Annotated in this window: 21 protein-coding genes; 12 read left to right on the plus strand and 9 right to left on the minus strand. The window is 67.2% G+C overall.

From position 1 onward, the window contains the following. Window positions 1–94: 94 nt before the first annotated feature. Complete coding sequence (locus GKZ92_RS22540) at window positions 95–775, plus strand: SDR family oxidoreductase (RefSeq protein WP_155225660.1); 681 nt, start codon at window positions 95–97, stop codon at window positions 773–775. 15 nt (window positions 776–790) lie between these two features. On the opposite strand, the gene GKZ92_RS22545 is transcribed toward GKZ92_RS22540, so the two are convergent. Further along, the gene (locus GKZ92_RS22545) at window positions 791–1,180 is read right to left on the minus strand and encodes a nuclear transport factor 2 family protein (protein ID WP_035753928.1); all 390 of its coding nucleotides are present in this window, start codon (window positions 1,178–1,180) and stop codon (window positions 791–793) included. Between the two features lie 175 nt (window positions 1,181–1,355). Here GKZ92_RS22545 and GKZ92_RS22550 point away from each other — a divergent pair, with 175 nt between their 5' ends. Genes GKZ92_RS22550 through GKZ92_RS22565 form a run of 4 tightly spaced genes read left to right on the plus strand, consistent with a single transcriptional unit; the run spans window position 1,356 to window position 5,627 of the window. Then, window positions 1,356–2,033, plus strand: coding sequence for a DUF4129 domain-containing protein (locus GKZ92_RS22550; RefSeq protein ID WP_155225661.1), 678 nt, complete (start codon window positions 1,356–1,358; stop codon window positions 2,031–2,033). Continuing rightward, window positions 2,030–3,298: a DUF4350 domain-containing protein gene (locus tag GKZ92_RS22555; RefSeq protein ID WP_230461862.1), complete on the plus strand. Its 1,269-nt coding sequence runs from the start codon at window positions 2,030–2,032 to the stop codon at window positions 3,296–3,298. The genes GKZ92_RS22550 and GKZ92_RS22555 overlap by 4 nt, the downstream gene beginning before the upstream one ends. After that, complete coding sequence (locus GKZ92_RS22560; RefSeq protein WP_006361126.1) at window positions 3,295–4,335, plus strand: AAA family ATPase; 1,041 nt, start codon at window positions 3,295–3,297, stop codon at window positions 4,333–4,335. Before GKZ92_RS22555 ends, GKZ92_RS22560 begins: the two co-directional genes overlap by 4 nt. Further along, window positions 4,335–5,627: a DUF58 domain-containing protein gene (locus GKZ92_RS22565; RefSeq protein WP_006361127.1), complete on the plus strand. Its 1,293-nt coding sequence runs from the start codon at window positions 4,335–4,337 to the stop codon at window positions 5,625–5,627. The genes GKZ92_RS22560 and GKZ92_RS22565 overlap by 1 nt, the downstream gene beginning before the upstream one ends. A gap of 4 nt (window positions 5,628–5,631) precedes the next feature. Here GKZ92_RS22565 and GKZ92_RS22570 read toward each other — a convergent pair whose 3' ends face one another. Together GKZ92_RS22570 and GKZ92_RS22575 are read right to left on the minus strand one after the other, a co-directional pair. Beyond that, window positions 5,632–5,907 (minus strand): hypothetical protein, encoded by a 276-nt coding sequence (locus tag GKZ92_RS22570; RefSeq protein ID WP_006361128.1) that lies wholly within the window; start codon window positions 5,905–5,907, stop codon window positions 5,632–5,634. Window positions 5,908–5,945: 38 nt separating this feature from the next. Next, complete coding sequence (locus tag GKZ92_RS22575; protein ID WP_006361129.1) at window positions 5,946–6,938, minus strand: stage II sporulation protein M; 993 nt, start codon at window positions 6,936–6,938, stop codon at window positions 5,946–5,948. Window positions 6,939–7,082: 144 nt separating this feature from the next. Between GKZ92_RS22575 and GKZ92_RS22580 the strand changes: the two genes are divergently transcribed. Beyond that, window positions 7,083–7,934 carry an RDD family protein gene (locus GKZ92_RS22580; RefSeq protein ID WP_075862915.1) on the plus strand — a complete coding sequence of 284 codons (852 nt, stop codon included), beginning with the start codon at window positions 7,083–7,085 and terminating at the stop codon, window positions 7,932–7,934. A gap of 42 nt (window positions 7,935–7,976) precedes the next feature. Here GKZ92_RS22580 and GKZ92_RS22585 read toward each other — a convergent pair whose 3' ends face one another. Together GKZ92_RS22585 and GKZ92_RS22590 are read right to left on the minus strand one after the other, a co-directional pair. Continuing rightward, window positions 7,977–9,218, minus strand: a complete 1,242-nt coding sequence (locus GKZ92_RS22585; RefSeq protein WP_006361131.1) for an amidohydrolase — start codon at window positions 9,216–9,218, stop codon at window positions 7,977–7,979. Window positions 9,219–9,338: 120 nt separating this feature from the next. Beyond that, complete coding sequence (locus GKZ92_RS22590; RefSeq protein ID WP_006361132.1) at window positions 9,339–10,529, minus strand: acyl-CoA dehydrogenase family protein; 1,191 nt, start codon at window positions 10,527–10,529, stop codon at window positions 9,339–9,341. A gap of 72 nt (window positions 10,530–10,601) precedes the next feature. On the opposite strand from GKZ92_RS22590, the gene GKZ92_RS22595 reads away from it, so the two are divergent. Both GKZ92_RS22595 and GKZ92_RS22600 read left to right on the plus strand, forming a co-directional pair. Continuing rightward, window positions 10,602–10,934 carry a TfoX/Sxy family protein gene (locus tag GKZ92_RS22595; RefSeq protein ID WP_006361133.1) on the plus strand — a complete coding sequence of 111 codons (333 nt, stop codon included), beginning with the start codon at window positions 10,602–10,604 and terminating at the stop codon, window positions 10,932–10,934. A 165-nt stretch (window positions 10,935–11,099) separates the two neighbouring features. Beyond that, on the plus strand, window positions 11,100–12,899 hold the full coding sequence (locus GKZ92_RS22600; protein WP_035753923.1) for an alkyl/aryl-sulfatase: 1,800 nt from the start codon (window positions 11,100–11,102) through the stop codon (window positions 12,897–12,899). Window positions 12,900–12,923: 24 nt separating this feature from the next. On the opposite strand, the gene leuS is transcribed toward GKZ92_RS22600, so the two are convergent. Beyond that, window positions 12,924–15,821 (minus strand): leucine--tRNA ligase, encoded by a 2,898-nt coding sequence (leuS, locus tag GKZ92_RS22605; protein WP_075862912.1) that lies wholly within the window; start codon window positions 15,819–15,821, stop codon window positions 12,924–12,926. Between the two features lie 131 nt (window positions 15,822–15,952). Here leuS and GKZ92_RS22610 point away from each other — a divergent pair, with 131 nt between their 5' ends. From GKZ92_RS22610 to GKZ92_RS22620, 3 genes are all read left to right on the plus strand, one after another. Then, entirely contained in the window at window positions 15,953–16,474 is a 522-nt protein-coding gene (locus GKZ92_RS22610; RefSeq protein ID WP_006361136.1) for an SdpI family protein, read from the plus strand. A gap of 28 nt (window positions 16,475–16,502) precedes the next feature. Beyond that, on the plus strand, window positions 16,503–17,498 hold the full coding sequence (locus GKZ92_RS22615) for a bile acid:sodium symporter family protein (protein ID WP_006361137.1): 996 nt from the start codon (window positions 16,503–16,505) through the stop codon (window positions 17,496–17,498). 78 nt (window positions 17,499–17,576) lie between these two features. Beyond that, a complete protein-coding gene (locus tag GKZ92_RS22620) occupies window positions 17,577–19,307 on the plus strand; it encodes an RNA-binding domain-containing protein (protein ID WP_075862911.1) in 1,731 nt (576 codons plus the stop codon). 101 nt (window positions 19,308–19,408) lie between these two features. On the opposite strand, the gene GKZ92_RS22625 is transcribed toward GKZ92_RS22620, so the two are convergent. Next, window positions 19,409–21,451, minus strand: a complete 2,043-nt coding sequence (locus tag GKZ92_RS22625) for a CocE/NonD family hydrolase (protein WP_075862910.1) — start codon at window positions 21,449–21,451, stop codon at window positions 19,409–19,411. A gap of 105 nt (window positions 21,452–21,556) precedes the next feature. Continuing rightward, complete coding sequence (locus GKZ92_RS22630; protein ID WP_084813156.1) at window positions 21,557–22,150, minus strand: YqgE/AlgH family protein; 594 nt, start codon at window positions 22,148–22,150, stop codon at window positions 21,557–21,559. Window positions 22,151–22,317: 167 nt separating this feature from the next. Here GKZ92_RS22630 and GKZ92_RS22635 point away from each other — a divergent pair, with 167 nt between their 5' ends. Beyond that, window positions 22,318–23,649 (plus strand): MFS transporter, encoded by a 1,332-nt coding sequence (locus GKZ92_RS22635; RefSeq protein ID WP_006361141.1) that lies wholly within the window; start codon window positions 22,318–22,320, stop codon window positions 23,647–23,649. Here the strand turns inward: GKZ92_RS22635 and GKZ92_RS22640 are convergent. Further along, window positions 23,630–24,187, minus strand: coding sequence for a hypothetical protein (locus GKZ92_RS22640; protein ID WP_075862908.1), 558 nt, complete (start codon window positions 24,185–24,187; stop codon window positions 23,630–23,632). The two genes, GKZ92_RS22635 and GKZ92_RS22640, sit on opposite strands and share 20 nt — an antisense overlap. Between the last annotated feature and the right edge of the window lie 50 nt (window positions 24,188–24,237).

Raw genomic sequence — 24,237 nt, forward strand, 5'->3', positions numbered from 1 at the left:
CGGCGTCCTCACTCGCCTCGGTCGTCGTCACCGGGCCGACGGAGGGTGGGCATGACGATTTCGGCATCCGGGTCGCCGCAGTAGGGTTGGCAGAGTGCCCACCGCATTGATCACCGGGGCCAGTCGCGGCCTCGGCGCACAGATCGCCCGACAGCTGGCCCCCACGCATGACCTGTTGCTGGGCGGCCGTCCCTCACCCGAACTCGACCACCTCGCCACCGAACTCGACGGCGCGAGCACCTTCGCCGTCGAACTGACCGACTACGACGAGGTTGCCGCCGCGGTGGAGACCATCAACGAACTCGACGTGCTGGTCCACAATGCCGGCGTCGGCAGCAGTCTCGAACACGTCTCGGACACCCCCGTCGAGGAATGGCATCACGTACTCGAGGTGAACCTCGTGGCGGTCGCCGAACTGACGCGGCTCCTCCTGCCGGCGCTGCGGCAGGCAGAAGGGCACGTCGTCTTCGTGAACTCCGGAGCCGGCCGGTCGGCCAAGCCGCGCTGGGCGCCCTATGCGGCAAGCAAGTTCGGCCTGCGCGCACTCGCCGACTCCCTACGCGCCGAAGAGCCGACGCTCCGGGTCACATCCGTCTACCCCGGACGCATCGACACCGACATGCAGCGCGAGCTGGTCGCCATCGAGGGTCGCGACTACGACGCCTCGCAGTTCCTGCGCCCGGAATCGGTCGCGGCCGCCGTCGTGCACGCCGTCGAGACCCCGGCCGACGCCCATCCACAGGACATCGTGCTGCGGCCGACGGGGCGTGGGTAGCAGCTCAGAGCGGAGTCAGAGCTGCGTCAGATCCTCCGGCCGCCAGACCGCGCGCATCGACGACACCTTGCCGTCGGCGTTGAAGACCATGATGTCGACCGGGGTGATCTCGAAGGCGAGACCCGCGGTCTTGGTGACGAGGGTGAACTCGAAGACCGCGGTGTCGCCGGCGACTTTCTTCCACTTGAGGGTGGCGGTGCGCTCGTCCATGCCGGTGATCACCGAGTAGAACTCGACGAGCTGTTCGCGGGTGTTGCGGATGTCGGCGCCGATCGGGTCCTCGACCGTCGCGTCGGGCGCGTAGAGGTCGGCGATCTGTTCGGCGGTCCCGGTGTTCAGCAGCTCGACGTAGGCGTCGACCGCCGCGTCGATCTTGTCGGCGAGGTCGGCTTGCTCCACGGTCATGAATCCTCCAGAAATTGGAACGTGTTCTAGTTCCGCACCGTAGCACGCGCGTCCGTCGACCGGTGGATGTTTCCGGTGCCTGCACAGGGTTCTTTGATACGTTCGCCGCAAGAGTCTCCTCGGGCGTCTAGTCCGTGAAACGACGAGTCCCAGCAGCACGGAAAGGCCGGTATCCGTGACCCCGATCCTGGCTGCTCCTCTGGACCCCGGCAACGAGCAGGCCCGACGCTGGGCCGAGGACGAGCTGTCGAAGGACGTCTACCAGCCGCCGGAACCGTCGTGGTGGGACGAGTTCAGCGACGGCGTGTGGGAATGGATCGCCGACAACGTCCTCGACCTGTTCGGTGGTTCGGACACGATCCGGGCGATCGTCATCGTGCTCGCGATCCTTCTGGTCGTGGGCCTCGCCGTGCTCGTGACCCGCCGGGTTCGACGCATCCCGCGGGCCCCGACAACGGCCGACACCACCGCGGCCAAAGTGGTGCTGCCCGGTACGCGCTCGGCGAAGGAACTCCGGGCCGTGGCCGAGGACCGATACACCGCAGGCGACTACGACGGCAGCGTGATCCACGCCGTCCGTGCCCTCGCCCGCCGCGCCATCGAACGGGGTCTGCTCGCCGACGAGCCGTCTCTCACCGCGCACGAGGTGGCCGCCGAACTGGCACTCCGGTTCGCCGACCACGGCGTCGAACTGCGCCGCGCCGCTGATCTGTTCGACGCGATCGCCTATGGCGACCGACATGCGGCCGCCGGGTCGGCGCGTGCGGTGCTCGATCTGGAGCGTGCGGTGTCGTCCGCCCAACCGGCCGCGGCGGACACCTCAGGTCCGCGTCGACTGGCGGTGCCCCGATGACCACGACTACCCGTGCCCCGTCGATCGCGCTGTCCCCGCCGAAGCGCGGCACACCGCGGTGGATCTGGGTGCTCGTGGTGGTTCTGGTCGTCGTCGTGGTCGGCGCGATCGGCCTGCTCGGGGTATCCGCGCTGACCGTGTTCGGGGCGGAGCCCGGGCCGGGTGTGAGTTACGACCCCGACAACCCCCGACCCCAGGGCGCCCGCGCCTTGGCTCAGATCGTCGACGAGCATAGCGGCGACCTCCGACAGGCTCGCGGCCTGGACGAGTTCACCGACGCACCGCGCCCCGGCAGCAACACGACGGTCGTCGTGTCGTCGGTGGGTGCGTTCAACCCGGGTACGGCGCAACAGTTCCTCGACCGGGTCTCCGAGGCGCACCGGGTGATCCTGATCGCGCCGCAGGACTACGCGCTGTCGCTTCTCGGACTGCCCGTTCGGCTCGAGTTCGGCGGCGCCCCGACCGGGGTGCCCGCCCGCTGCACGACCGGCGAGATCGCCCCCGACGACACCATCACGGGCGGCACGCTCGGTTACAGCACCTCCGCACCGGGTACGACGTCGTGCTTCACCACCGGCGCCGCGTCGAATGTGCTGTACCTTCCGGCCGCCGCCGGCCGTCCGGAGATCGTGGTCGTGAGCGGCGACATGCTGCTCAACGAGAACCTCGCGCTCCGCGACAACGCCGGCGTGACGACCCGGCTCTTCGCCAATGCCGACGACATCCTCTGGTACGTACCGTTCGTCACCGACGAGGTGCCGTCCGAGAACGAGGAATCCGACGTCCCGGCGGCGATCGGGCCGCTGATCGTGCTGGCCGCGTTCGCGGTTCTGGCCCTCATGCTGTGGCGGGGTCGCCGGTTCGGCGCGCTGGTCACCGAGCCGCTGCCGGCGGTCGTCAAGGCGATCGAGACCACCCAGGCACGGGGTCGGATGTACCACAAGGCCCGCGCGGATGCCCGGTCCGCCGCCGCTCTGCGCATCCACACGCTGGCCTCACTCGCGTCGTATCTCGGCCTGCCGTACGACGCCGGGAAGGCCACCGACGAACTGGCCATACCCGGATGGGAATCGATGGTGGCGCATGAGGAAACCGCCGACCCCGCGGTGCACGCCATCATCACCACAGTCGTGTCCGTCACCGGCCGGGACCTAGCCCGGGTGCGGGCCCTGCTCGCCGGACCGCTCCCCACCACCGACACCGGCCTCGTCCTCTTCACCAGCGAACTGACCGCCCTCGACAAGGAAGTCCGACAAACGCCATGACCGTCGATCCATCCCGCACCTTCGGCCCCGGTCCGTTCGAGATCGCAGCACCGCCGCAGAATCCGCACGGCGGCCCCGCCCCGTCGTCGAACACTGCGCGCGACGCACTCGGTGCGGTACGTGCCGAGGTCGCCAAAGCGGTTGTCGGACAGGATCAGGCGGTCGCAGGCATCCTCATCGCACTGCTGTGCCGCGGGCACGTCCTGCTCGAAGGCGTACCCGGTGTCGCGAAGACACTCCTCGTCAGATCGGTCGCGGCCGCGCTCGACGTCGAGACCAAACGCGTCCAGTTCACCCCCGACCTGATGCCCGGCGACGTGACCGGTTCACTCGTGTTCGACGCCGCCAGTTCCCAATTCACCTTCCGCGAAGGCCCGGTCTTCACCAATCTCCTGCTGGCCGACGAGATCAACCGCACCCCGCCGAAGACGCAGGCGTCGTTGCTCGAGGCGATGGAAGAACGGCAGGTGACCGTCGACGGCGTCGGCCGTCCGCTGCCCAGCCCCTTCCTGGTGGCGGCGACGCAGAACCCCGTCGAATACGAGGGGACCTACCCGCTGCCGGAGGCCCAGCTCGATCGCTTCCTGCTCAAGGTGACGCTGCCGCTGCCGCCCCGCGAGGACGAGATCACCGTTCTCACCCGGCATGCCGCCGGGTTCGATCCGCGCAATCTCGCCGCGGCGGGGCTCCGACCGGTCGCCTCAGCCGCCGACGTCGAGGCCGGCATCGAGCAGGTCCGTTGCGTCGGCGTCGCCCCGCAGGTGGCCGCCTACATCGTCGACATCGCCCGCGCGACACGGTTCTCACCGTCCCTGGCCCTCGGCGTCAGCCCGCGCGGCGCGACGGCATTGCTCGGGACCAGCCGGGCCTGGGCATGGCTCAACGGACGTGACTTCGTGACCCCGGATGACGTGCAGGCGCTGGCACAGTCGACGCTGGCGCACCGGTTGTCGCTGCGTCCGGAGGCCGAACTCGAAGGCGTGTCCGTGAGCTCGGTCCTCGACGCCGCCGTCAACTCGGTTCCCGTCCCGCGCTGATGTTCCTCACCGGCCGGTTCCTGATCCTGGTGCTGCTCGGCGCAGTGCCGATCCTGGTATGGCCGAACTATGCCGTCCCGGTGCTGTGGGTCCTGTTCTGCGTGCTCCTGATGTGCCTCGACCTCGCGCTCGCCGGGTCGACGAAGACCGTGACCCTGGCACGGTCGGCGCCCGGTCCGGTCCGGCTCGGCGAGACCACCTCGTGTTCGGTCGCGGTCACCAACAACGGAAGCAGCACGTTCCGCGGCGTCCTGCGCGACTGCTGGCAGCCGTCGGCCGGTGCCACCGACGACGAGCATCGGCTCACCGTGCCCCCCGGCGAAGCACGCACTGTGACCACCACTCTCACCCCGACGCGCCGTGGCGACCGGCTCGCGGTGCGGATGACGGTTCGTCGGCTCGGCCCCCTCGGACTCGCCGGACGGCAACGCGGTGTGCCGCTACCCGGTCGGGTCCGGGCGCTCCCGCCGTTCGGTTCACGGCGACTGCTGCCCTCCCGGCTCGCCCACCTGCGTCAGCTCGACGGCCGGTCCGCGGTCCGGATACGCGGACAGGGAACCGAATTCGACTCGCTGAGGGACTACGTCGAAGGAGACGACGTCCGCAGCATCGACTGGCGGGCGACAGCACGACGCCGTTCGACCGTCGTGCGTACCTGGCAGCCGGAGAAGGATCGTCACATCGTCATCGTGCTCGACACGTCGCGCACCTCGGCCGGTCGCGTCGGCGACGTCCCACGCCTCGACGCGGCGATGGACGCTGCTCTACTGCTCGCCGCGCTGGCGTCGCATGCGGGCGACCGCGTCGACCTCATCGCAGGTGACCGACGCGTTCACCGACGAGTGGTCGGGGTGGGCCGGACGACGCTGCTCAACAGCCTGGTCTCTGCGATGGCGAACCTCGAACCGGCTCTGCTGGAGGCCGATTGGCCGATGCTCGGGGCGGAGGTCGCGAAGATCGGCCGTCAGCGCGCCCTGCTGGTGTTGCTGACCCCGCTGGAGCCGGCCGCCGTCGAGGAGTCACTGCTGCCGCCGCTGTCGGTTCTCGCGCAGCACTACAAGGTGGTCATCGGATCCGTTGCGGATCCCGCACTGGAAGAGATGATCTCGGCCCGGGAGGATCCGGCGACCGTCTACGACGCGGCGGCCGCGGCCCGGACCGTCACCCTGCGGAATCGGACGGCCACCGCCGTCGGCCGACTCGGCGTCGACGTGGTGGACGCACCGCCGGACAAGCTCCCCGCGCGGCTCGCCGATCACTATCTGCTGCTCAAGTCGCGCGGGTTGCTCTAGGCGGTCAGCTCTTGGCCTGCACCGCGCGGTAGCCGAGGAAGCCCAGGTAGCCGGCGAGTCCGGCCAGGCCGAGCCGGCGGGTACGGGGAGACACCAGCGCGACGCCGATCGCGGTCTCGCACGCCCCGTTCCGGTAGGTCCAGGTGGTGGTGTCCTCGGGGAACACCGGCGCGGTGATCGGGGCGAACAGCTCCGGCTTGACGAAGTGCGTCAGACCGACCGCGGCGAGACCTCCGCCGATCAGCGAGACCGCGTCCAGGGACTTGTCGTTCTTGGCCATTCGGGTGTTCCTCTCGGGTGGATGCACTCCGTCCATTCCTACACGGTGGGCGCGGTGAGGCCTCGATCCAGCTCGGCGAGGTCGCCGGTTTCACCGGACTCGTGCGCACGACGTCCCGCGACGAAGACATAGGCCATGAACAGCAGCCAGGCGGTCACACCGATCCCGACACGCGCCCAGGTCGGAAGGGGAGAGGGGGTCACGAAGGCCTCGATGACGCCGCAGATCAGCAACACGACGACGAGTCCCAGGGCCACGCCGATCGCGGCCCGCCCCTCCTCACCGAGAGCGGCTGCGCGCGTTCGGTTCCCGGGTGACACCCACGACCAGAAGATCCGCAGGCCGACCCCCGCGGCGACGAACAGGCAGGTGAGCTCGAGCATGCCGTGTGGGAGGAGTAGCCCGAAGAACAGGTCGCCGCGGCCGTGCCGGATCATGATCGAGGCGATGACCACCAGGTTCAGGATGTTGGTGTAGAGCATCCAGATCACCGGCAGGCCGAAGATGCCGACGACGATGCACATCGCGGCGAGCCAGAAGTTGTTGGTCCACACACGCGCCGCGAACGAGGTCGCCTCGTATTCGCTGTAGTAGCTCTCGAAGTCGTTGGTGACGAGACGCTCGATCTCCTGCGGAGAGGCGAAGGAACTCTCGATGCGCGGGTGCTCCAGAACCCACCAGGTCATGACGGCGGCTGCGAGCAGGCAGACACCCATCACGGTCAGCCACCACCACCGCATCCGGTACAGCGCGGCGGGGAAGGAGATGGCGAAGAAGTCGATGAACGTCGACCAGGTACTCACCCGAGTGCCCGACGCCCGACCGCGGGCCCGCGCCAACAACGCCGACAGATACGCGACGAGCGAGGCGTCGGGGGCCGAGGAGCGGATCACCGAAAGGTGGGTGGCCACGCGCTGATAGGTGTCGATGATCTCGTCGGCCTCGGCTCCGGTCAGCCGACGTCGGCGCGACAGCGTGTCGAGTCGTTCCCACGTCGCGCGATGCGCGGACACATAGGCGTCGAGATCCACTCCGCCAGCGTAACCGGCATCCGAGCCGGTGCAGAGCGTGTCATTCGACGGGCGTCGTGGCGTGTGCTCACACCGCGCGGACCGCAGTCGGCGTCGTATGGTGAGGCGGTGCCGCCCGGATCGTTGCCACCACGACCTCCGGTGATGGCGGGTGCGCCGGTCCCGGTCGGGCCGCCGCCGACCGTCTGGGGTGGCGGTGTGTCGGCCACCGTCGGCGTCGGCCGCAACGACCTCGTCTCCGGTGAGGCGGTCGCGCTCGCACTACCGCCGGGCGGTCTTGGCTACCGGATTCTCTCGGGGATGCTCGACGTCGCGCTGGGGATCGCTCTGTGGCTGCTCCTCTGGTGGCTGTCCTACACGGTGACCGGTGACCTGAACGACGCGTGGCGGGGCACCGTCAGCACGTTGCTGCCCATCGTCAGCGTGATCGCCCTACCGACCGTCACCGAGACACTCACCCGCGGCAAGACCGTCGGCCATCTGGTGGTCGGGCTACGCACCGTGCGAGACGACGCCGGGCCCACCGGTTTTCGGCAGTCGCTGACCCGAGCGCTCGTCGGGTTCGTCGAGATGTACGCCTGCCTGGGTCTACCCGCGGTCATCAGCGCGGCCATCTCTCGAAAGAACAAGCGTCTCGGTGATCTCCTCGCCGGGACCTATGTGATCCGCGACCGCCACCGCATCGAGGAGCAGCATCCCATCGAGATGCCCGCCGGACTCGCCACGTGGGCGGTGTCTGCGGATATCGCGGCCATTCCCGACGAGCTCGCCGTCGTCATCCGCCAGTTCCTCAACGGTCGACATGGCATGAAACCCGAGCCCCGCGCGGTCGCCGCGCGCCGACTGGTCTTCGCCGTCGCTCCGTTCGTGGCACCTGCTCCGCCGCGGGATGCACCGTTCGAAGACGTGCTGTGCGCGATCATGGCCGAACGTCGACGTCGGGATACCGAACGCCTGGAACGCGAGGCACGGCTACGGGAACGGTTGTTGCGCTGAGCCGAGCGGGCCGGTTGCCTCAGCCTCTCGTCACCGAGACGGCTAGCGGCCCAACCAGGTACGAGCCGCGACGACCAGCGCCCGTACTCCCGTACCCAGCGTCGGATCGATCACCGGAGCGTAATGCGGAGAGTGGTTCGACGGCACTTTCAGCAGCGCCGGGTCCGTCAGGTCGCCGGTGGTGAACAGAGAAGGATCGGCTCCGCCCAGCAGCCAGTACGAAAGAGGTGCACCACAACTCGTGGCCAGGATGCCTACGTCCTCACTTCCCGCACCTGCCCCCGGGTCGAGGATGTTGGACGCACCCAACCAGTCCGTGAAGGCATCCAGGGTCGTGCGCAGCGCGTCCGGGTCGTTGGTGACCACGGGAAAGCGTTCGATCTCGGTGATCGTCGGCTCGTCCGGCGCGCCCGACGCCGCCGCCTCGCCACGCACGATGCGCTCGACGCTGTCGAGGATCTTGCCGCGCACGGTCTCGTTGTAGCTGCGGATGTTCAGCTGGATCTCGGCCTCACCCGGAATCACATTCGCGGCGTCACCCGCGTGGATCGATCCGACGGTGAGCACCGCGGTTGCGGTACTCGGGATCTCCCGCGAGATGATGGTCTGCAGCCTCAGCACCGTGGCCGCGGCCAGCACGATGGGATCCACCGAGGCCTCGGGCATCGAGCCGTGTGCACCCCGGCCCACCAGCTTCACCCGCAGTGAATCCGACCCGGCGTACGAAGCTCCCGGGTGTCCGGCGATCTTGCCGGCCGGCAGCGGTGAGACATGCTGACCGAGCACGACGTCGGGCTTGGGAAAACGGTCCCACAAGCCGTCGTCGACCATCGCCTGCGCGCCGGCACCCAGCTCCTCGGCGGGCTGGAACACCAGGACAACCGTGCCCGACCATTCCGACGTAGCGGAGGCGAGGATGTCCGCCGCGCCCAGCAGGCATGTCGTGTGCAGATCGTGGCCGCAGGCGTGTGCGACCGGAACCGTCTTACCCGTGTCGTCGGTGGCCGTGACGGTGCTGGCGTAGTCGAGCCCGGTGTCCTCGCGGACGGGTAGGGCATCCATGTCCGCGCGCATCGCGATCGTCGGACCGTCACCATTACGCAGGACACCGACCACACCGGTCCTGCCGACACCGGTGGTCACGTCGAACCCCGACGCTCGGAGCCGATCGCCCACCAGACCGGCGGTGCGGTGCTCCTGAAAGCCGAGCTCCGGGTGTCGGTGAAGGTCTTTGTAGAGGTCCTCCAACGAGGGATCGATGCGAATGCCTGCAGGTGCGGTCATGTCAGGACCTTCCGACGGGAGTCGTCCGGACCGAATGCCGGCCCAGCCTCCATCGTCACACGCAGTTGTTCTCGTCCGTGCCGCTTTGGGAACCCGAGCGTCGTAGGACTGCCCAACACCTCACTTCAGGTCGGTGCTGGACTTTCCCAGAACGCGGCGGGCGATGATCAGCTGCTGGATCTGCTGAGTGCCCTCGAAGATGTCGAGGATCTTCGAGTCACGTGCCCACTTCTCGAGGAGGGAGGTCTCCGAGAAGCCTGCTGTCGCACCGATTTCCACGGCCTTGTTGGTGATCTCGGTGACCGTGCGCCCCGCCTTGGCCTTCGACATCGAGGCCTCGGTGGAGTTCGGCTGGGCGTTGTCGGCCATCCAGGCGGCCCGCAGCGTGTGCAGCCACGAGGCCTCCCACTCCGATTCGAGGCGGATGAATTCGGCGACGGTCGCATGCTGGGCGGCTGCCGGCCGGTCGTAGTCGATCTCGTGGCCGGCCTCGTCGAGCATCCGGCGGAGCTCCTCGAGGGCGGCGCGGCCCAGGCCGATCGCCATGGCCGCGACGACGGGACGGGTGTTGTCGAAGGTCTGCATGACCCCGCCGAAGGCCTTCTTGGTGTCGATCTCCGGCGAACCGAGCAGATTCTCGGCGGGGACGCGGGCGTTCTCGAAACGGATCACGGCCGTGTCGGAGGCCTTGATGCCGAGCTTGTGCTCGAGGCGGGCGACCGTCACGCCCTCGGTGGTCATCGGGACGACGAAACTCTTGATGGCCGCGCGGCCCACACTCTTGTCGATGGTCGCCCACACGACGACGTGATCAGCACGCGAACCGGCGGTCACGAAGATCTTCTCGCCGTTGATGAGGTAGTCGTCGCCGTCGCGGGTTGCCGTCGTCGACACCGCCGCGGAGTCCGACCCGAAACTGGGCTCGGTGATGGCCATCGCCGCCCAGACGTCGGAGAACTTCTCGAGCTGTTCGGGGTTGGCGACGGCCGCGATGGCGGCGTTGCCGAGTCCCTGGCCCGGGATCGAGAGCAGCAGGCCCACGTCGCCCCAGCTCATCTCGAGTGCGGAGATCAGGCCGCGCATGTTGGCGCCGTTGACCGACGGTCCGTCGTCGCTGCTCGACGAGTCGGCCGCCTTCTCCGACCCGCGTCCCTGCTTGGCGAGCTTCGCCAGGTCGTCGAGTTCCGTGGGGTATTCGTGCTCGGCCTTGTCGTACTTGCGTGAGATCGGCCGGAAGATGTGCTCGGCAGCCAGATGGGTGCGCTCGACCGTCGAATCGAACTTCTTCGGGAGCTCCAGGTTGATCGCCATGGCATGACCTTACTGCTCGGTAAGTTAGTTGCCAAGTCTTTCCCCGTCACACCCGCCGAATAGCCTGGAGACGTGGCTTACGACGAGGAACTCGCCTTCCGCATCCGCGCGCTGCTCGCGGCGGAGGTCGGCGTGGACGAGGTCCCGATGTTCGGCGGCCTGGCCTTCCTGATCAACGGCAACATGGCCGTCACCGTGAGCGGCAAGGGCGGGATCATGGTCCGCGTGCCGCCCGAGGAGACCAGCACCCTGCTCGAATACCCGCACACCGCGCCGATGCACATGTCGGCGCGCGAGACACTCGGCTGGCTGCGCGTCTTCGAGGATGGGATCGCGTCCGATCGGCAGCTGACGCGCTGGGTGACCATCGGTGCCGACTACGCCAGGAGGCTCCCGCCGAAGTGAGACGGGAGCTCGGCGGCGACGGGCGTCAGCCGGGCATTGACGAACCCCCACGTTCCGGGCACCCGGTGCGAGATACTCGTGATTGCGATTCGAACGTGATGGCGTCGGGAACCGAACATCGATCTGAGCCGCGCAGCCCGCGGGCCTGCCGGTGGAGGAGTCCCGATGTCTGCCGATTTCTCCGACCAGACCGACTTCGACAATGCCACCCGCGGTCTGATCGGGGTACTCGACCCGGCCGTCGTTCACGGCGGCGACGGCCGAGTGGTCTACGACGCCGCGGGTTTCGCGGAGGCGACCGTCGGCGACTGCCCCGACACCGTCAACCCCAGTCTGTGGCGGCAGGCCCAGCTGACGTCAGTGCACGGGTTGTTCGAGGTGACCGCCGGTATCTATCAGATCCGTGGGTACGACCTGTCGAACATGACGATGGTCGAAGGGGACACCGGTGTGGTGGTGATCGACCCCCTGGTCTCGTCGGAATGTGCAGCGGCCGGCCTCGCCCTCTACCGCGAGCATCGTGGTGACCGTCCGGTGAGCGCGGTCATCTACACCCACTCTCACGTCGATCACTTCGGCGGCGTTCTCGGTGTCGTCGACGCCGACACGACGGTGCCGATCGTCGCGCCCGAACACTTTCTCCAGCATGCCGTCTCCGAGAACGTCTACGCCGGCACCGCGATGCTACGGCGCAGCATGTACCACACGGGGATCGTCCTGCCCGTCGGTGCAACCGGAACCCTCGGTGCTGGCCTCGGGCCCAGTACATCCACCGGCACAGTGGGTTTGATCGCGCCGACGCTCGACATCACTCACACCGGACAAGAGGAGACCTTCGACAATGTCCGGATGGTCTTCCAGGTCACGCCGGGAACGGAAGCCCCGTCGGAGATGAACTTCTGGTTCCCCGATCACCGAGCACTGTGTCTGGCAGAGAACGCAACTCACAATCTCCACAACCTCCTGACACTCCGTGGGGCACAGGTCCGCGACGCCCGTGTCTGGTCCCGGTATCTCAGCGAGGCGATCGAGATGTTCGCCTACGACTCCGATGTCGCGTTCGCTTCGCACCATTGGCCGACCTGGGGGACCGACGAGCTGCTCGTCTATCTGACCCAGCAGCGCGATCTGTATGCATACCTTCACGATCAGACGCTACGGCGACTCAATCAGGGCCACCTCGGCAGCGAGATCTCCGAAGACTTCCCGATGCCGCCGGCTCTCGATGCCGCCTGGCACGCCCGTGGGTACTACGGCTCGGTCAGCCACAACGTCAAGGCCATCTATCAGCGCTACCTCGGCTGGTACGACGGCAATCCGGCGCACCTGTGGCAGCATCCACCGGAAGCCGCCGCCGCACGTTACGTGCAAGCGCTCGGCGGCGTCGAGGCGACGGTCGCCAAGGCGAAACAGTTCGCCGACGACGGGGATCTGCGATTCGCCGCAGAACTCGCCGGTCATGCGGTCTTCGCCGAGCCGGACCATGCCGGCGCGAAAGAGTTGCTCGCGCAGGTCTTCACGACGCTGGGTTACGGCGCCGAGTGCGCCACCTGGCGCAACAACTTCCTCGTCGGAGCCGACGAACTCGGTGGGCAGGTCCATGCCGCCCCGATCAACGCATCCGGGGTTTCCTCAGCGCTCACCGTCACACAACTCTTCGACAGTCTCGCCATCCGCCTCGACGGTCCACGGGCCTGGGACCTGTCGTCCTCGATCCGTTGGCATTTCACCGATCTCGACGAGACCTACCGGATGGAACTGTCGAACGGAGTCCTGATCCACCATCCGACGCGGCGGCAGGATCCCGCCGACCTCGTCGTGACACTCACCAAACGCGATCTGCTCGGACTTCTCACCGGCGCGTCGGCCGACGGTGTCGGTCTCGAGGGCGACACGTCGGTGATCGGGACCATCATCGGACTGATCGACAACCCCGACCCAGGGTTCGCGATCGTGACGCCGTGAGCGTAACCGTTGGATCGAGAGGCGTCAGGGGACGATGTTGACCATGCGGCCCGGGACCACGATCACCTTGCGCGGCTCGGCACCGTCGAGGAGAGCGGCGATCTTCTCGTCGGCGAGGGCGGTGGTACGCAGGGTTTCCTCACCGGCGTCGGCGGCGACCGTGATGCGACTGCGAACCTTGCCCTTGACCTGAACCGGGATCTCGATGGTGTCCTCGACCAGCCAGGCCTCGTCGGCCACCGGGAACGGCGCACGGACGACGAGGGTGTCGTGGCCCAGGCGGTGCCACAGTTCCTCGGCGATGTGCGGTGCCAGCGGCGCGAGCATGATCACCAGAGCTTCGACGGCATCCCGTGGGGCACCGGTCTTCTCGAAGTTCTTGGTGAGGTGGTTGGTCAGCACGGTCAGCTTGGCGACGGCGGTGTTGTTGCGCAGCGCGTCGTAGTCCTCGCGGACACCGGCGATCGTCTTGTGCAGCAACCGCTTGGTGTCGTCGTCGGACTCGGCGTCGGCGACCCGCGACGCGCCGGACTCCTCGTCGACGACGAGACGCCAGATGCGCTGCAGGAAGCGCTGCGAGCCGACGACGTCCTTGGTCGCCCAGGGGCGGGACTGGTCGAGCGGGCCCATGAACATCTCGTAGACGCGCAGGGTGTCGGCACCGTAGTCGCGGCAGATGTCGTCGGGGGTCACCGAGTTCTTCAGTGACTTGCCCATCTTGCCGTACTCCTGGTTGACCTCTTCACCGTTGTAGAAGAACGTGCCGTTCTCCTCGGTGACCTCCTCGGCCGGCACGTAGATGCCGCGCGAGTCGGTGTAGGCGTACGCCTGGATCATGCCCTGGTTGAACAACTTTCGGTACGGCTCGCGGCTGGTGACGTAACCGAGGTCGAACAGGACCTTGTGCCAGAACCGCGAGTACAACAGGTGGAGCACCGCGTGCTCGACACCACCGATGTAGAGATCGAGGCCACCCGGGTCGTTCGGACCGTGCAGCTCCGGACGCGGCCCCATCCAGTAGGCCTCGTTGTCCTTGTCGCACAGGGTGTCCTGATTGGTGGGGTCGATGTAGCGCAGCTGGTACCACGAGCTGCCCGCCCACTGCGGCATGACGTTGGCGTCGCGGGTGTACGTCTTCGGACCGTCACCGAGATCGAGTTCGACGGTCATCCAGTCGGCGGCTTTGGCCAGCGGCGGCGACGGCTCGCTGTCGGCGTCGTCGGGGTCGAAGGAGACCGGCGCGTAGTCCTCGACCTCCGGGAGTTCCACCGGCAGCATCGATTCCGGCAGGGCGTGCGGCTGACCGTCGGCGTCGTAGACGATGGGGAACGGCTCGCCCCAGTACCGCTGACGGGCGAACAGCCAGTCCCGCAGCTTGTACTGGATCTTGCCGGTACCGACGCCGTCGGCCTCGAGACGCTCGACGATGGCGGCCTTGGCGTCCTCGACGTTCAGACCGTTCAGGAAGTCGGAGTTCACCAGCGGACCGTCGCCGACGTAGGCCTCGGCCTGCACATCGGTGTCGGAGCCGATGACCTCGATGATCGGCAGGCCGAAGACGGTCGCGAACTCGTGGTCGCGGGAGTCGTGCGCCGGGACCGCCATGATGGCGCCGGTGCCGTAGCCCATGAGGACGTAGTCGGCGATGAAGACCGGAACCTGGTGTCCGTTCACCGGATTGATCGCGAAGGAGCCGGTGAAGACACCGGTCTTCTCCTTGTTCTCCTGGCGCTCGAGATCGGACTTCGCCGCGATCGACGCACGGTAGGCGGCGATCGCCGACGCCGGATCATCCGCGCCGCTCCCAGCGCCGCCGGTCCAGCGGTCGTCGGTGCCCTCCGGCCACGCGTCGGCGGTCAGCGCATCGACCAGCGGGTGCTCGGGTGACAGCACCATGTAGGTGGCGCCGAACAGGGTGTCGGGGCGGGTGGTGAAGACCTCGATGTCGCCGACCCCGGGCGCACTGAACCGGACCTGGGCGCCGCGCGAACGGCCGATCCAGTTGCGCTGCATGGTCTTGACCTTCTCCGGCCAGTCCAGCAGGTCCAGGTCGTCGAGGAGACGGTCGGAGTAGGCGGTGATCCGCATCATCCACTGCCGCAGATGCTTCCGGAAGACCGGGAAGTTGCCGCGGTCGCTGCGGCCGTCGGCGGTGACCTCCTCGTTGGCCAGCACGGTGCCCAGACCGGGGCACCAGTTGACCAGCGAGTCACTCAGGTACACGAGACGGTGGTCGTCGATCACCGCGGTGCGCTCGGCCGGGGAGAGGTCCGCCCAGGACTTGCCTGCGTGCTCGCCGGTGAGTTCGCGGGTGCCGGCGACGAACTCGTCGACCAGCTCGGAGATGCGTCGGGCCTTGCCCTGATCGGCGTCGAACCAGGCGTTGTAGATCTGCAGGAAGATCCACTGCGTCCAGCGGTAGAAGTCGACGTCTGTGGTCGCGACACGACGACGCTCGTCGTGGCCGAGGCCGAGGCGTCGGATCTGACCCAGGTAGCGCTCGATGTTCTGCTCGGTCGTGGTCCGCGGGTGTGTGCCCGTCTGGACGGCGTACTGCTCGGCGGGCAGACCGAAGGAGTCGAAGCCCATCGTGTGCAGAACGTTCTTGCCCGTCATCCGCTGGTAGCGCGCGAAGACGTCGCTGGCGATGAAGCCCAGCGGGTGGCCGACGTGCAGACCCGCGCCCGAGGGGTAGGGGAACATGTCCTGGACGAACAGCTTGTCGGGGGCGTCGGCGCCGCCGCCGCCGAACGCGCTCAGGTCACCGGCCAGCGGTCCGACGGGGTTGGGTGCCTCGTAGGCATGCTCGTCGGACCAGGTCTGCTGCCAGCGCTGCTCGAGCTCGCCCGCAACCTCCGCGGTGTAGCGATGAGCGGTGGTGCCGGCGGAGCCGTTGGTGCTGGTGGTGTCGACTGAAGTCACCCGACCAGGGTAAATCCTGGGCCCGACCAGCCTGAAATCCGGTCAGCCCGCCACCCGCGACCGGGCGCGTGCCTCTATGAGGTGCAGCTCACCGACCATCCTCGATTCGGTTGCGCGGTGGACGCGGTCGTATGCTGTGGGTCGTGAATGCCCTGTCCGTCGCCGTTGCCGTGCTGCTCTTCGCGTTGGCCGGGCTCTGGGCCACGGTCGGGGTCCGCGGGCTCCGCGGCTCACTCCCGCGCAATCGCCGCTTCGGCGTTCGTACCGACGAGACCATGCGCTCCGACGAAGCCTTCCGCGTCGCCAATCGCGTGGCCGCACCGGGCACCCTCGGCGCCGGCGTGATCCTCGTCCTCGGCGCCGTCGCCACCCTCGCCGTCGACGGCGGCTGGTCGATCCTGTTCGGTGTGGTCGCCCTGGTCGCCGCGCTGGTCATCATCGGCTTGGTCAGCGCCATCGGGGTCCGCGCCGCCGCCACCGTGCCGGCCGAGGACGCGGGTTGCTCCTGCTGCTCGGGTCACGACGACGGCCACAGCCATGCCGAGCCGGCCGGGGAGCAGGGCACCTCCGAGCCCGCCGCCGACTGCGGCACCAGCAGCTGCGGTGCATGCTCGCTGCGCGGCGTCTGCTCGAGCGACACCGCGCAGGCCTGACCAGGCCTGCCGCCGGCAGCTCGGACGTATGCGCACGCTCAAGAACCTTCTCGACCGCTCGCCGATCGACGGATTCATCCTCGCGATCGTCGCCGCGGTCGTCGTCGCCGCTTTCCTCCCCGTCCGCGGGGCCGCCGGGGAAGTCCTCGACTGGGTCGTGATCATCGCGATCGGCGCCCTGTTCTTCCTCTACGGCACGCGGCTGCACCCCCGAGAGGCCCTCGAGGGTCTGAAGCACTGGCGCCTGCACGTGACGATCCTCGCGTTCACGTTCGTGGCGTTCCCGATCATCGGTCTGGCCCTGAAGCCGGTCGTCGAGCCGCTGATCGGCTCCGACCTCTACGCCGGACTGCTGTTCCTGTGCCTGGTGCCCTCGACCGTGCAGTCGTCGATCGCGTTCACCTCCATCGCGAAGGGCAACATCGCCGGCGCGATCGTCAGCGCCTCCGCGTCGAACATCCTGGGCGTGTTCCTCACCCCGCTGCTGGTGGTCGCACTGATGCACAACACCGGCGACGCGAGCATCGACGCGACGTCGATCCTGAAGATCGTCGCGCAGATCCTGGTGCCGTTCGTGGTCGGTCAGCTGGCTCGGCCGTGGGTCGGGCCGTTCTTCGCCCGACACGCCAAGATCACCAAACTCGCCGACCGCAGCACCATCGTCCTCGTGGTCTACGTCGCCTTCAGCGAGGGCGTCGTCAACGGCATCTGGTCGTCGGTCGACGCCGCACAGGTGATCGCCGTCGCGGTGATCTCGCTACTACTGGTGCTGATCATGCTCGTCATCACCGGCTGGGTGCCGAAGAAGCTCGGCTTCGACCGCGCCGACACCATCGCCATCCAGTTCTGCGGCACCAAGAAGAGCCTCGCCACCGGACTGCCGATGGCCACCGTCCTCTTCGCCGGCTCGACCGTCGGCCTCATCGTCCTACCGCTGATGATCTTCCATCAGATCCAGCTCATCATCTGCTCATGGCTGGCGACGCGGTACGGACGTGAGGCGGAAGCGATCGAGGCCGGCTAGCTGACGCAGGCACGCTACTTTGACGAAACTTTGGGGCAAATGACACTTTGTCACTAGCCCCAAAGTAGGATCAAAGTCATGTCCGGTATCGATACTGCTCTGTCTAAAGTTCGCTCAGGTACCTCTGCTGACTCGGTTGAGTCTTCGACCCTGGACTTCAAGACCGAGAAGCAGGGTGGGTTCAAAGAGACCGCGGTGGATCTTGCGGAAGCATGCGTGTGCTTCGCGAACTCGACCGGCGGAATAGTTGTACTCGGGATCAAGGACAAGCCGGGAGGGGCCGATGCATTCGTCGGAACGTCAATCAACGCCGACAAACTGCGATCCGCGATCTATGACCGCACCGAACCCCACCTGACAGTGAGTATCGAAGAAGTTCACTACGAGGGTTCGCGGCTACTGCAGATCACAGTGCCAGAGGGCCTCGAAGTGTACTCAACGTCCCAAGGCGAGTACTGCCAGCGCTGGATGTCTGAGTGCCGTCCTATGGATCCGGGCGCGGTCGCGCGATTGAGTGACGAACGGCGCGGAAACGACTGGTCTGCAGAATCATCGGGCACTCCGATCGACGCAGTCGACACAACCGCAATAGAGAAAGTCCGTGAGCTCCTGCGTCTGACCGACGACGACGCCAGGGTTCACTTGTCACGCTCTAGCCCAGCGGAAATCGTGCGTCGACTCGGGTTAGCAGCGGACGACGGATGCCTCACAAGGGCAGGCGAGATCCTCCTTGTCGAGAAGTCGTCAAGTGGCCCACAAGAGCTACTCGTTTATCAACACCGCCGCACCCCCAGCGGCGAAGCCGACTTCAGTCGCCGATGGGGCACGCCGCTGGTGACAACCTTCGCCGAGGTCCTTGAGGTGATCTCAGCCCGTCTCTCTGTCACACCCATAACCGTTCGCTCGGGCCAGCAACTCGCAATCGAGGACTTCTCGTCGATCGCCATCCGCGAAGCGCTCGCCAACGCCCTGATCCACCGCGACCTACGCGAAAACCAGCCAGTCCAAGTACGCCACTCGCCGGCAACGCTGAACATCAATTCCCCTGGCCCGCTAGTAGCTGGCGTCACTCCAGACAACATCCTCACGCGTGGAACGAAACCGAGATACCCATCGCTCGCCAAGGCCTTCAACACCCTCGGTTGGGGGGAATACCTCGGCCAAGGAGTAAATCGGATGTTTCGCGAAATGGCGCGAAGCGGACGGCCTCTGCCCGAAATCCAGAGTTACCCCGACCGCGTAGAGGTGCTGTTCAGGGGTGCCCCACCAAATATCCATGTCGCTCGACTGGTTGCAGAGCTGCCCGAGGACTTGAAGAACGACACCGACACTCTGTTGATACTGATGCGATTGTGCGCCAAGAAGAGTGTGACCGCGCAGCAAATAGCGCCGATCATCCAACGTTCGGTCGAAGATGCGGAGTCTGCTCTTCGCCACGCAAGCCAATCCGAGGTCGAGCTTGTCGAGCCCACAGCAGGGACGCGAAATCGCAAGTATCCCAATTACAGATTCCGTGGCGATGTACTCGCTCGCCTTGGCCCTGCGGTCGCCTATCACTCTCGTACAAGCGGCGAAGTCGACCGGAAGATCATCGACCATGTCCGGGAATACAACTCAATAAACAACGCGACAGTTCAGCGTCTATTCGACATCGACGTTTACGGTGCGCGCGACATTCTCAAGAATCTTGTCGGGCGTGAAGTCCTAACCCGGGTATCCACTCAGACCCGTGGCAAGGCCGTGAAGTACGGACCGGGACCGAGATTCCCCCGCGAAGAAGACAAGACGGAAGCAAACCTCCAAGGGTGAATCGCTCACACTGTTCTCGGACGGCTCGGAGTAGCTGCTTCGATCACGACGGTGGGAGTGAATCAACATCGTCGGGCCCGTTCTGCGAGTACGCCAAAGCGTCAGCCGATAGGCGTCGAGACCGGCAGATTCACGAAGCTCGGACGACTCGGGTCGAGCTGGATGTGCTGCGGCTTCAGCCCGGACTCGTTGAGCAACGGCCGCAACGGAAGACCGCGTGGGAAGTTCATAGCGAACACATCGACGCGCAGGCGGTGACCAGGCTTCACGATCGCCTCGGTGGGCAGCAGGCCGATGTCGATGCTGACCGGCCGTCCCGGCGCCACCCGCTGCCGGGTGGACAGCGTGAGGTTGTAGAACGGGTCGATCACATCGCCGTTGGGTGCGAATTGTGATGCCGCACGGTCGTACCCGCGGAGCGACGCGACCACCTGACCGGAGCTGATGACCTTCGACGTGCCGTCGGGTGCGACGTCGTTGAGGGTGGCCGTCCAGTAGCCGTCCGTGGCGTCGAGCACGGTGTTCAGCCGGACGTTCGAGTAGCCGGACACGCTGCGGGTCGTCGTCAGCGGGGGAGTGGTGAACGTCAGCGCGGCGCGTTCGGAGATCCGGGCGTCGTCGGAGCAGCCCGGGAAGATCGCCAGCGCACCGGCCATCTGCTGCGCGGCGTCGCGCGAACACACGGGTGCGAGGCCGGGGGCGATTGTCATGCGCGCCCGCGACTGCGGCGCCGTCGGGGTCAGGCTGCCGTCGCGGACCGCGTACGGGGCGGTACCGCTACGACGGTCGCTCAGATAGAGGCGCTGGCGTTCCATCCCGGCGCGCGGGAATTGCCGCGCGGTGATCCAGGAGTCGCCGACCTGCTTGAGGTTGACCGGACCGTAGGAGTCGATGCCGTTGTCGATTCCCTTGAGCCACTTGTCGAACCAGGCCTTCTGCAGCACGTCCAGGCGCGGCGGCGTGCCGGCGCGTCCCTGCTGGCCGCCACCGATGGTGAGGTGGTAACCGTCGCCCATGATCAGCTGCTTCTTGCCGGGGGGCAGCGGGATCTTGTTGTACATACGGACTTCGGAGTTGGTGAACAGGTCGAACCAACCGCCGTAGATGAACGTCGGCGTGGTGATGTTCTCGGCGCGATCGAGCCAGGCCGTGCGCGGCTCGGAGTCGGTCTCCAGCAACTCCTTCAGCTCCGGCGGCACCGACGCGATGTCGGGGGTGAAGAGGCCGGCGAGGAGCTGCGGGTAGAAGGTGAGGGGATCGGCGATCCGGTCGGCCAGCCACTTCCAGTCGAAGGTGCCGTTCAGCATCGACGCCACGTTCGGGATCATCTTGGTGGTGTTGACCAGCGTCAGCCAGAGCGGCAGGAAGCCGACGCCGAGTGCGCCGCCGGGCGCGACGATGTCGCGGATGAGGTCGCCGCCCGGTTCGACCGGGAAGATCGCCTTGAGCGCCTTCGGGTTCTTGTTGGCGGCCTGGATCTGGTTGATCGCCGAGTAGGAGACCCCCGACATACCGACCTTGCCGTTGGACCACCGCTGCTTCGACGCCCAGTCGATGACCTCGACGGTGTCGCGCTGCTCGCGGTCCTGGAAGACATCCCACTTGCCCTGGGAGAAGCCGGTTCCGCGTACGTCGACGACGACCTGCGTGTAACCGCTGCGGACGAGGTCGAAGTCGACGAGGAAGGTCTTGGCGCCGCCGTCACGGATGGTGTGCGCGATGTCGTTGATGCCGTCGATCGGGGTGCCCGACAGATTGATCGACCGGGCGAGCTGCAGGAGGAACGGTTCGAGCACCGGATGCTGGGTGACCGCGGAACCGATCGAGCTGACCAGCTTGGTGTACGGGGTCATGTTGACGATGACCGGCGTCTTCGTCGACGTCGGACGTTCACGGGCGTCGGCGGGCCGGTACACGTTCGCACGCAGGACGGTGCCGTCGCTCATCCGGATCGGCACGTCCCAGCTGACGTTCACGCCGGCATGAGGTTGCGGACCGTCGTGGCTCGCGGCCCAACGTGCTGCCGCCGACCCTCCCGTCGGACCACTCGGTGCGGCACCCGAGACCGCGGTCGGCGCGACCAACACCGCGACGAGTGCGATCACCCCCGCCAGCAGACGAACACTCTTCGACGACCTGCCCATACACACCCCCGCGTGTGATGCGCCGCGCCGACGGCTGAGCGTCGTCGCGGCGATACCTGATCAAGATCACAACTTAGCATTAGGAGTGATGCGGGTCACCGGTGGTCAGTTGAGGCTGAGGTCGATCGGGTGCGTCGCGAGAAGCGGCATCGGCCACGGTTGCCGGCGCAGGATGTCGAACCAGACGTCGGCGCCGGGCGGGGCGAGCAGGTCGCGGGGGAGTGCCGAGGCGAGCATCCAGCTGAACTGGTCGAGCTCGTCGTCGAGCTGACCGATTCCCCATCCGCTGTAGCCGGCGAAGATGCGCACACCTTCGAGCACCTCGGACAGCGGTTCCGGGTCGGCGTCGAGGTCGACGAGGACTACGCGGCCGTCGACGGGACGAAGAGCGGGATGGTCGTCGACGTCGTAGCCGTGCTTCATCACGCCGAGGCACAGTGCCGCGTCCTGCTTGACCGGGCCGCCGACGTAGAGCGCGCGAGGCGACGCCGCGATGTCCGTCCACTGCGGCAGCAGGTTGTGCACCGCTGTCTGGCTCATGCGGTTGAGGACGACGCCGAGACTGCCTGCCTCGTTGTGCTCGATGACATAGATGACCGTGCGCGCGAATGTCGGTTCGATGAGATCGGTCGACGCGATCAGCGCGGTGCCGGGACGGACGCGATGGGTGGGATCGGCGTCCCAGGGGACACCGGGCATGCGACCACTGTCACCGCTGCCCGCCGAAGGATCCCCGGAGCGGAATTCCGGTGTGGGATCGTCTGCGTCGTCACCGCCGGCCACTCAGCCATCATCGCACGTCCGTCGAGTCCCGGGGTCGGCGCAGCCGACGGACCCCACCGGCGTCGGTGAGTACGCTTGAACGGGTGAACAGCACCGAGGTGAGCCAAAGCCGCGGGTGGTCGGTGTTCATCCATTCGCTCCGTCACTCACCGGGTCTGGGACGGTTGCTGTTCGTCCGTCTCTCGAGTCAGGTCACGGACGGGATCTTCCAGGCAGCGCTCGTCGGGAGCATCCTCTTCAACCCCGAACGTCACGCGGATCCGCTGGCCGTCGCGGGCGGTCTCGCAGTGCTGTTGTTGCCCTATTCGCTCATCGGTCCGTTCGCCGGAGCGCTGCTCGATCACTGGGATCGACGCAATGTGCTGCTGTACGCGAACCTGTTGCGCGGCGCGATCATCGGACTCGTCGCGATCGCGGTCGCATCCGGCGCACCGGACCTGGTGGTGCTGATCTCCGCACTCGCCGCAACGGGTGCGAGCCGGTTCGTCGCCGCGGGTCTGTCCGCCGGACTCCCGCACGTGGCCAGACGCGAGGTGATCGTGGCGACCAACGCGTTGTTCACGACGCTCGGCGGCGCGATGCTCAGCGTCGGACTCGGGATCACGCTGGGTCTGCGCGCCATCTTCGGCGACGACAACTCGGGCAGTGCGCTCACCATGCTCGCCGGCATCGTGTTGGCTGTCGTATCCGGCGGTCTGGCGCATGGATTCCGACCGCTGCAACTGGGTCCCGACGAACCCGACGATCCGGGCAGGTCGGCGTTCCATGCGGTCTCGGTCGGCCTGTGGCACGGCGCCCGGGCGGTCGCGACCCACAAGACGGTGGCGGCCGCACTGTCGGCCATCGGCGCCCACCGACTCGTGTTCGGCATGAACACGTTGATGATCCTCGTGCTGACCCGGCAGATGGGACCGGGCGACGGGCTCGACCGCGTCAGCCTCGTCATCGGTTTCACCGGAGCAGGTGCCCTCCTCGCCGCGGTGATCACCCCGATCGCGGTGGCACGCGTCGGGCGGTACGCCGCGCTGATGTGTGCACTGGGCGTCGGAGCCGTCGCCGAGGTGACCGTCCTGGGATTCCACTTCGCGGTCATCTGCGGATCGGCGTTCGTGCTGGGTCTGATCGGCCAGGTCGCCAAACTGTGCGGTGACGTCGCGATGCAGGTCGACGTCGGTGACGCGGTACGCGGTCAGGTGTTCTCCGTGCAGGATGCCGTGTTCAACATCGCCTACGTCGGCGCGGTCACCATCGCGGCACTGGCGATCCCCGTCGACGGCCACGCCACCGTGCTCGTCGTCCTGGGTGTGGTGCTCTACCTGCTCGGCATGGTGGCGGTGCGCGCCCTCTACAACCGTGCGGAAGAAGCCGGTGAACCCGCGGCCGGTCCACGGGCGGTCAGCGACCCCGCCGCGTGAACCGCGGGTCCCGCTTGTCGTAGGCCGCGTCGGCGACCCCGTCTCCGTTCAGGTCCACCAGCACCGTGTCCGTCACACCGTCCCCGTCGGCGTCGACATACAGGCGCTCGGCCGTCAGCCGACCTCCCTTCTCGGCCCCCACCAGTTCGAGGTCGGTGGATCCGTCCGCGTCCAGGTCGAGGCGCAAGTCTCTCGGCCCGTCGGGTTCCCCTGACCCGTCGGCCTCGGGGGAGCGCGCCTCCGGCGAGCCGGATTCGCCAACCACCCCGACGCGGTCGACGGCACGGTCCCACAACCCCGCGCCGGAGTCGCGGTAGAAGGCGTCCGGCTCCCCGTCCTCGTCGGTGTCGAGAGCTGCCACATCGGCTTTGCCGTCGCCGTCGGTGTCCCACATCGCGTCGTCCCGACGGCCGTCACCGTCGAAGTCGAGGCGGACCGCGTCGGGCCCGGAATCGCCGAGAGCGGTGTCGGCAGGAGTGGACCAGCGGGTCGTCGAACCATCGCCGGGCCCGAAGAAATACTCGATCACCGGGTCCATGCGTTCTTGGACGCATGCACCACCCCGGCCGGTTCCATCGATCCCACGCC

This window comes from Gordonia sp. 135, from assembly GCF_009720185.1.
GTDB classification, from domain to species: domain Bacteria; phylum Actinomycetota; class Actinomycetes; order Mycobacteriales; family Mycobacteriaceae; genus Gordonia; species Gordonia alkanivorans.

What these genes read in the sequence shown, in the direction of transcription:
- GKZ92_RS22600 (WP_035753923.1), top strand. Translation starts at nt 11,100, where the DNA reads ATGTCTGCCGATTTCTCCGACCAGACCGACTTCGACAATGCCACCCGC.
- GKZ92_RS22560 (WP_006361126.1), top strand. Translation starts at nt 3,295, where the DNA reads ATGACCGTCGATCCATCCCGCACCTTCGGCCCCGGTCCGTTCGAGATC.
- GKZ92_RS22590 (WP_006361132.1), bottom strand. Translation starts at nt 10,529, where the DNA reads ATGGCGATCAACCTGGAGCTCCCGAAGAAGTTCGATTCGACGGTCGAG.
- GKZ92_RS22640 (WP_075862908.1), bottom strand. Translation starts at nt 24,187, where the DNA reads ATGGACCCGGTGATCGAGTATTTCTTCGGGCCCGGCGATGGTTCGACG.
- GKZ92_RS22585 (WP_006361131.1), bottom strand. Translation starts at nt 9,218, where the DNA reads ATGACCGCACCTGCAGGCATTCGCATCGATCCCTCGTTGGAGGACCTC.
- GKZ92_RS22625 (WP_075862910.1), bottom strand. Translation starts at nt 21,451, where the DNA reads ATGGGCAGGTCGTCGAAGAGTGTTCGTCTGCTGGCGGGGGTGATCGCA.
- GKZ92_RS22555 (WP_230461862.1), top strand. Translation starts at nt 2,030, where the DNA reads ATGACCACGACTACCCGTGCCCCGTCGATCGCGCTGTCCCCGCCGAAG.
- GKZ92_RS22610 (WP_006361136.1), top strand. Translation starts at nt 15,953, where the DNA reads ATGCTGTGGGTCGTGAATGCCCTGTCCGTCGCCGTTGCCGTGCTGCTC.
- GKZ92_RS22545 (WP_035753928.1), bottom strand. Translation starts at nt 1,180, where the DNA reads ATGACCGTGGAGCAAGCCGACCTCGCCGACAAGATCGACGCGGCGGTC.
- GKZ92_RS22580 (WP_075862915.1), top strand. Translation starts at nt 7,083, where the DNA reads ATGGCGGGTGCGCCGGTCCCGGTCGGGCCGCCGCCGACCGTCTGGGGT.
- GKZ92_RS22620 (WP_075862911.1), top strand. Translation starts at nt 17,577, where the DNA reads ATGTCCGGTATCGATACTGCTCTGTCTAAAGTTCGCTCAGGTACCTCT.
- GKZ92_RS22630 (WP_084813156.1), bottom strand. Translation starts at nt 22,150, where the DNA reads ATGCCCGGTGTCCCCTGGGACGCCGATCCCACCCATCGCGTCCGTCCC.
- GKZ92_RS22570 (WP_006361128.1), bottom strand. Translation starts at nt 5,907, where the DNA reads ATGGCCAAGAACGACAAGTCCCTGGACGCGGTCTCGCTGATCGGCGGA.
- GKZ92_RS22565 (WP_006361127.1), top strand. Translation starts at nt 4,335, where the DNA reads ATGTTCCTCACCGGCCGGTTCCTGATCCTGGTGCTGCTCGGCGCAGTG.
- GKZ92_RS22615 (WP_006361137.1), top strand. Translation starts at nt 16,503, where the DNA reads ATGCGCACGCTCAAGAACCTTCTCGACCGCTCGCCGATCGACGGATTC.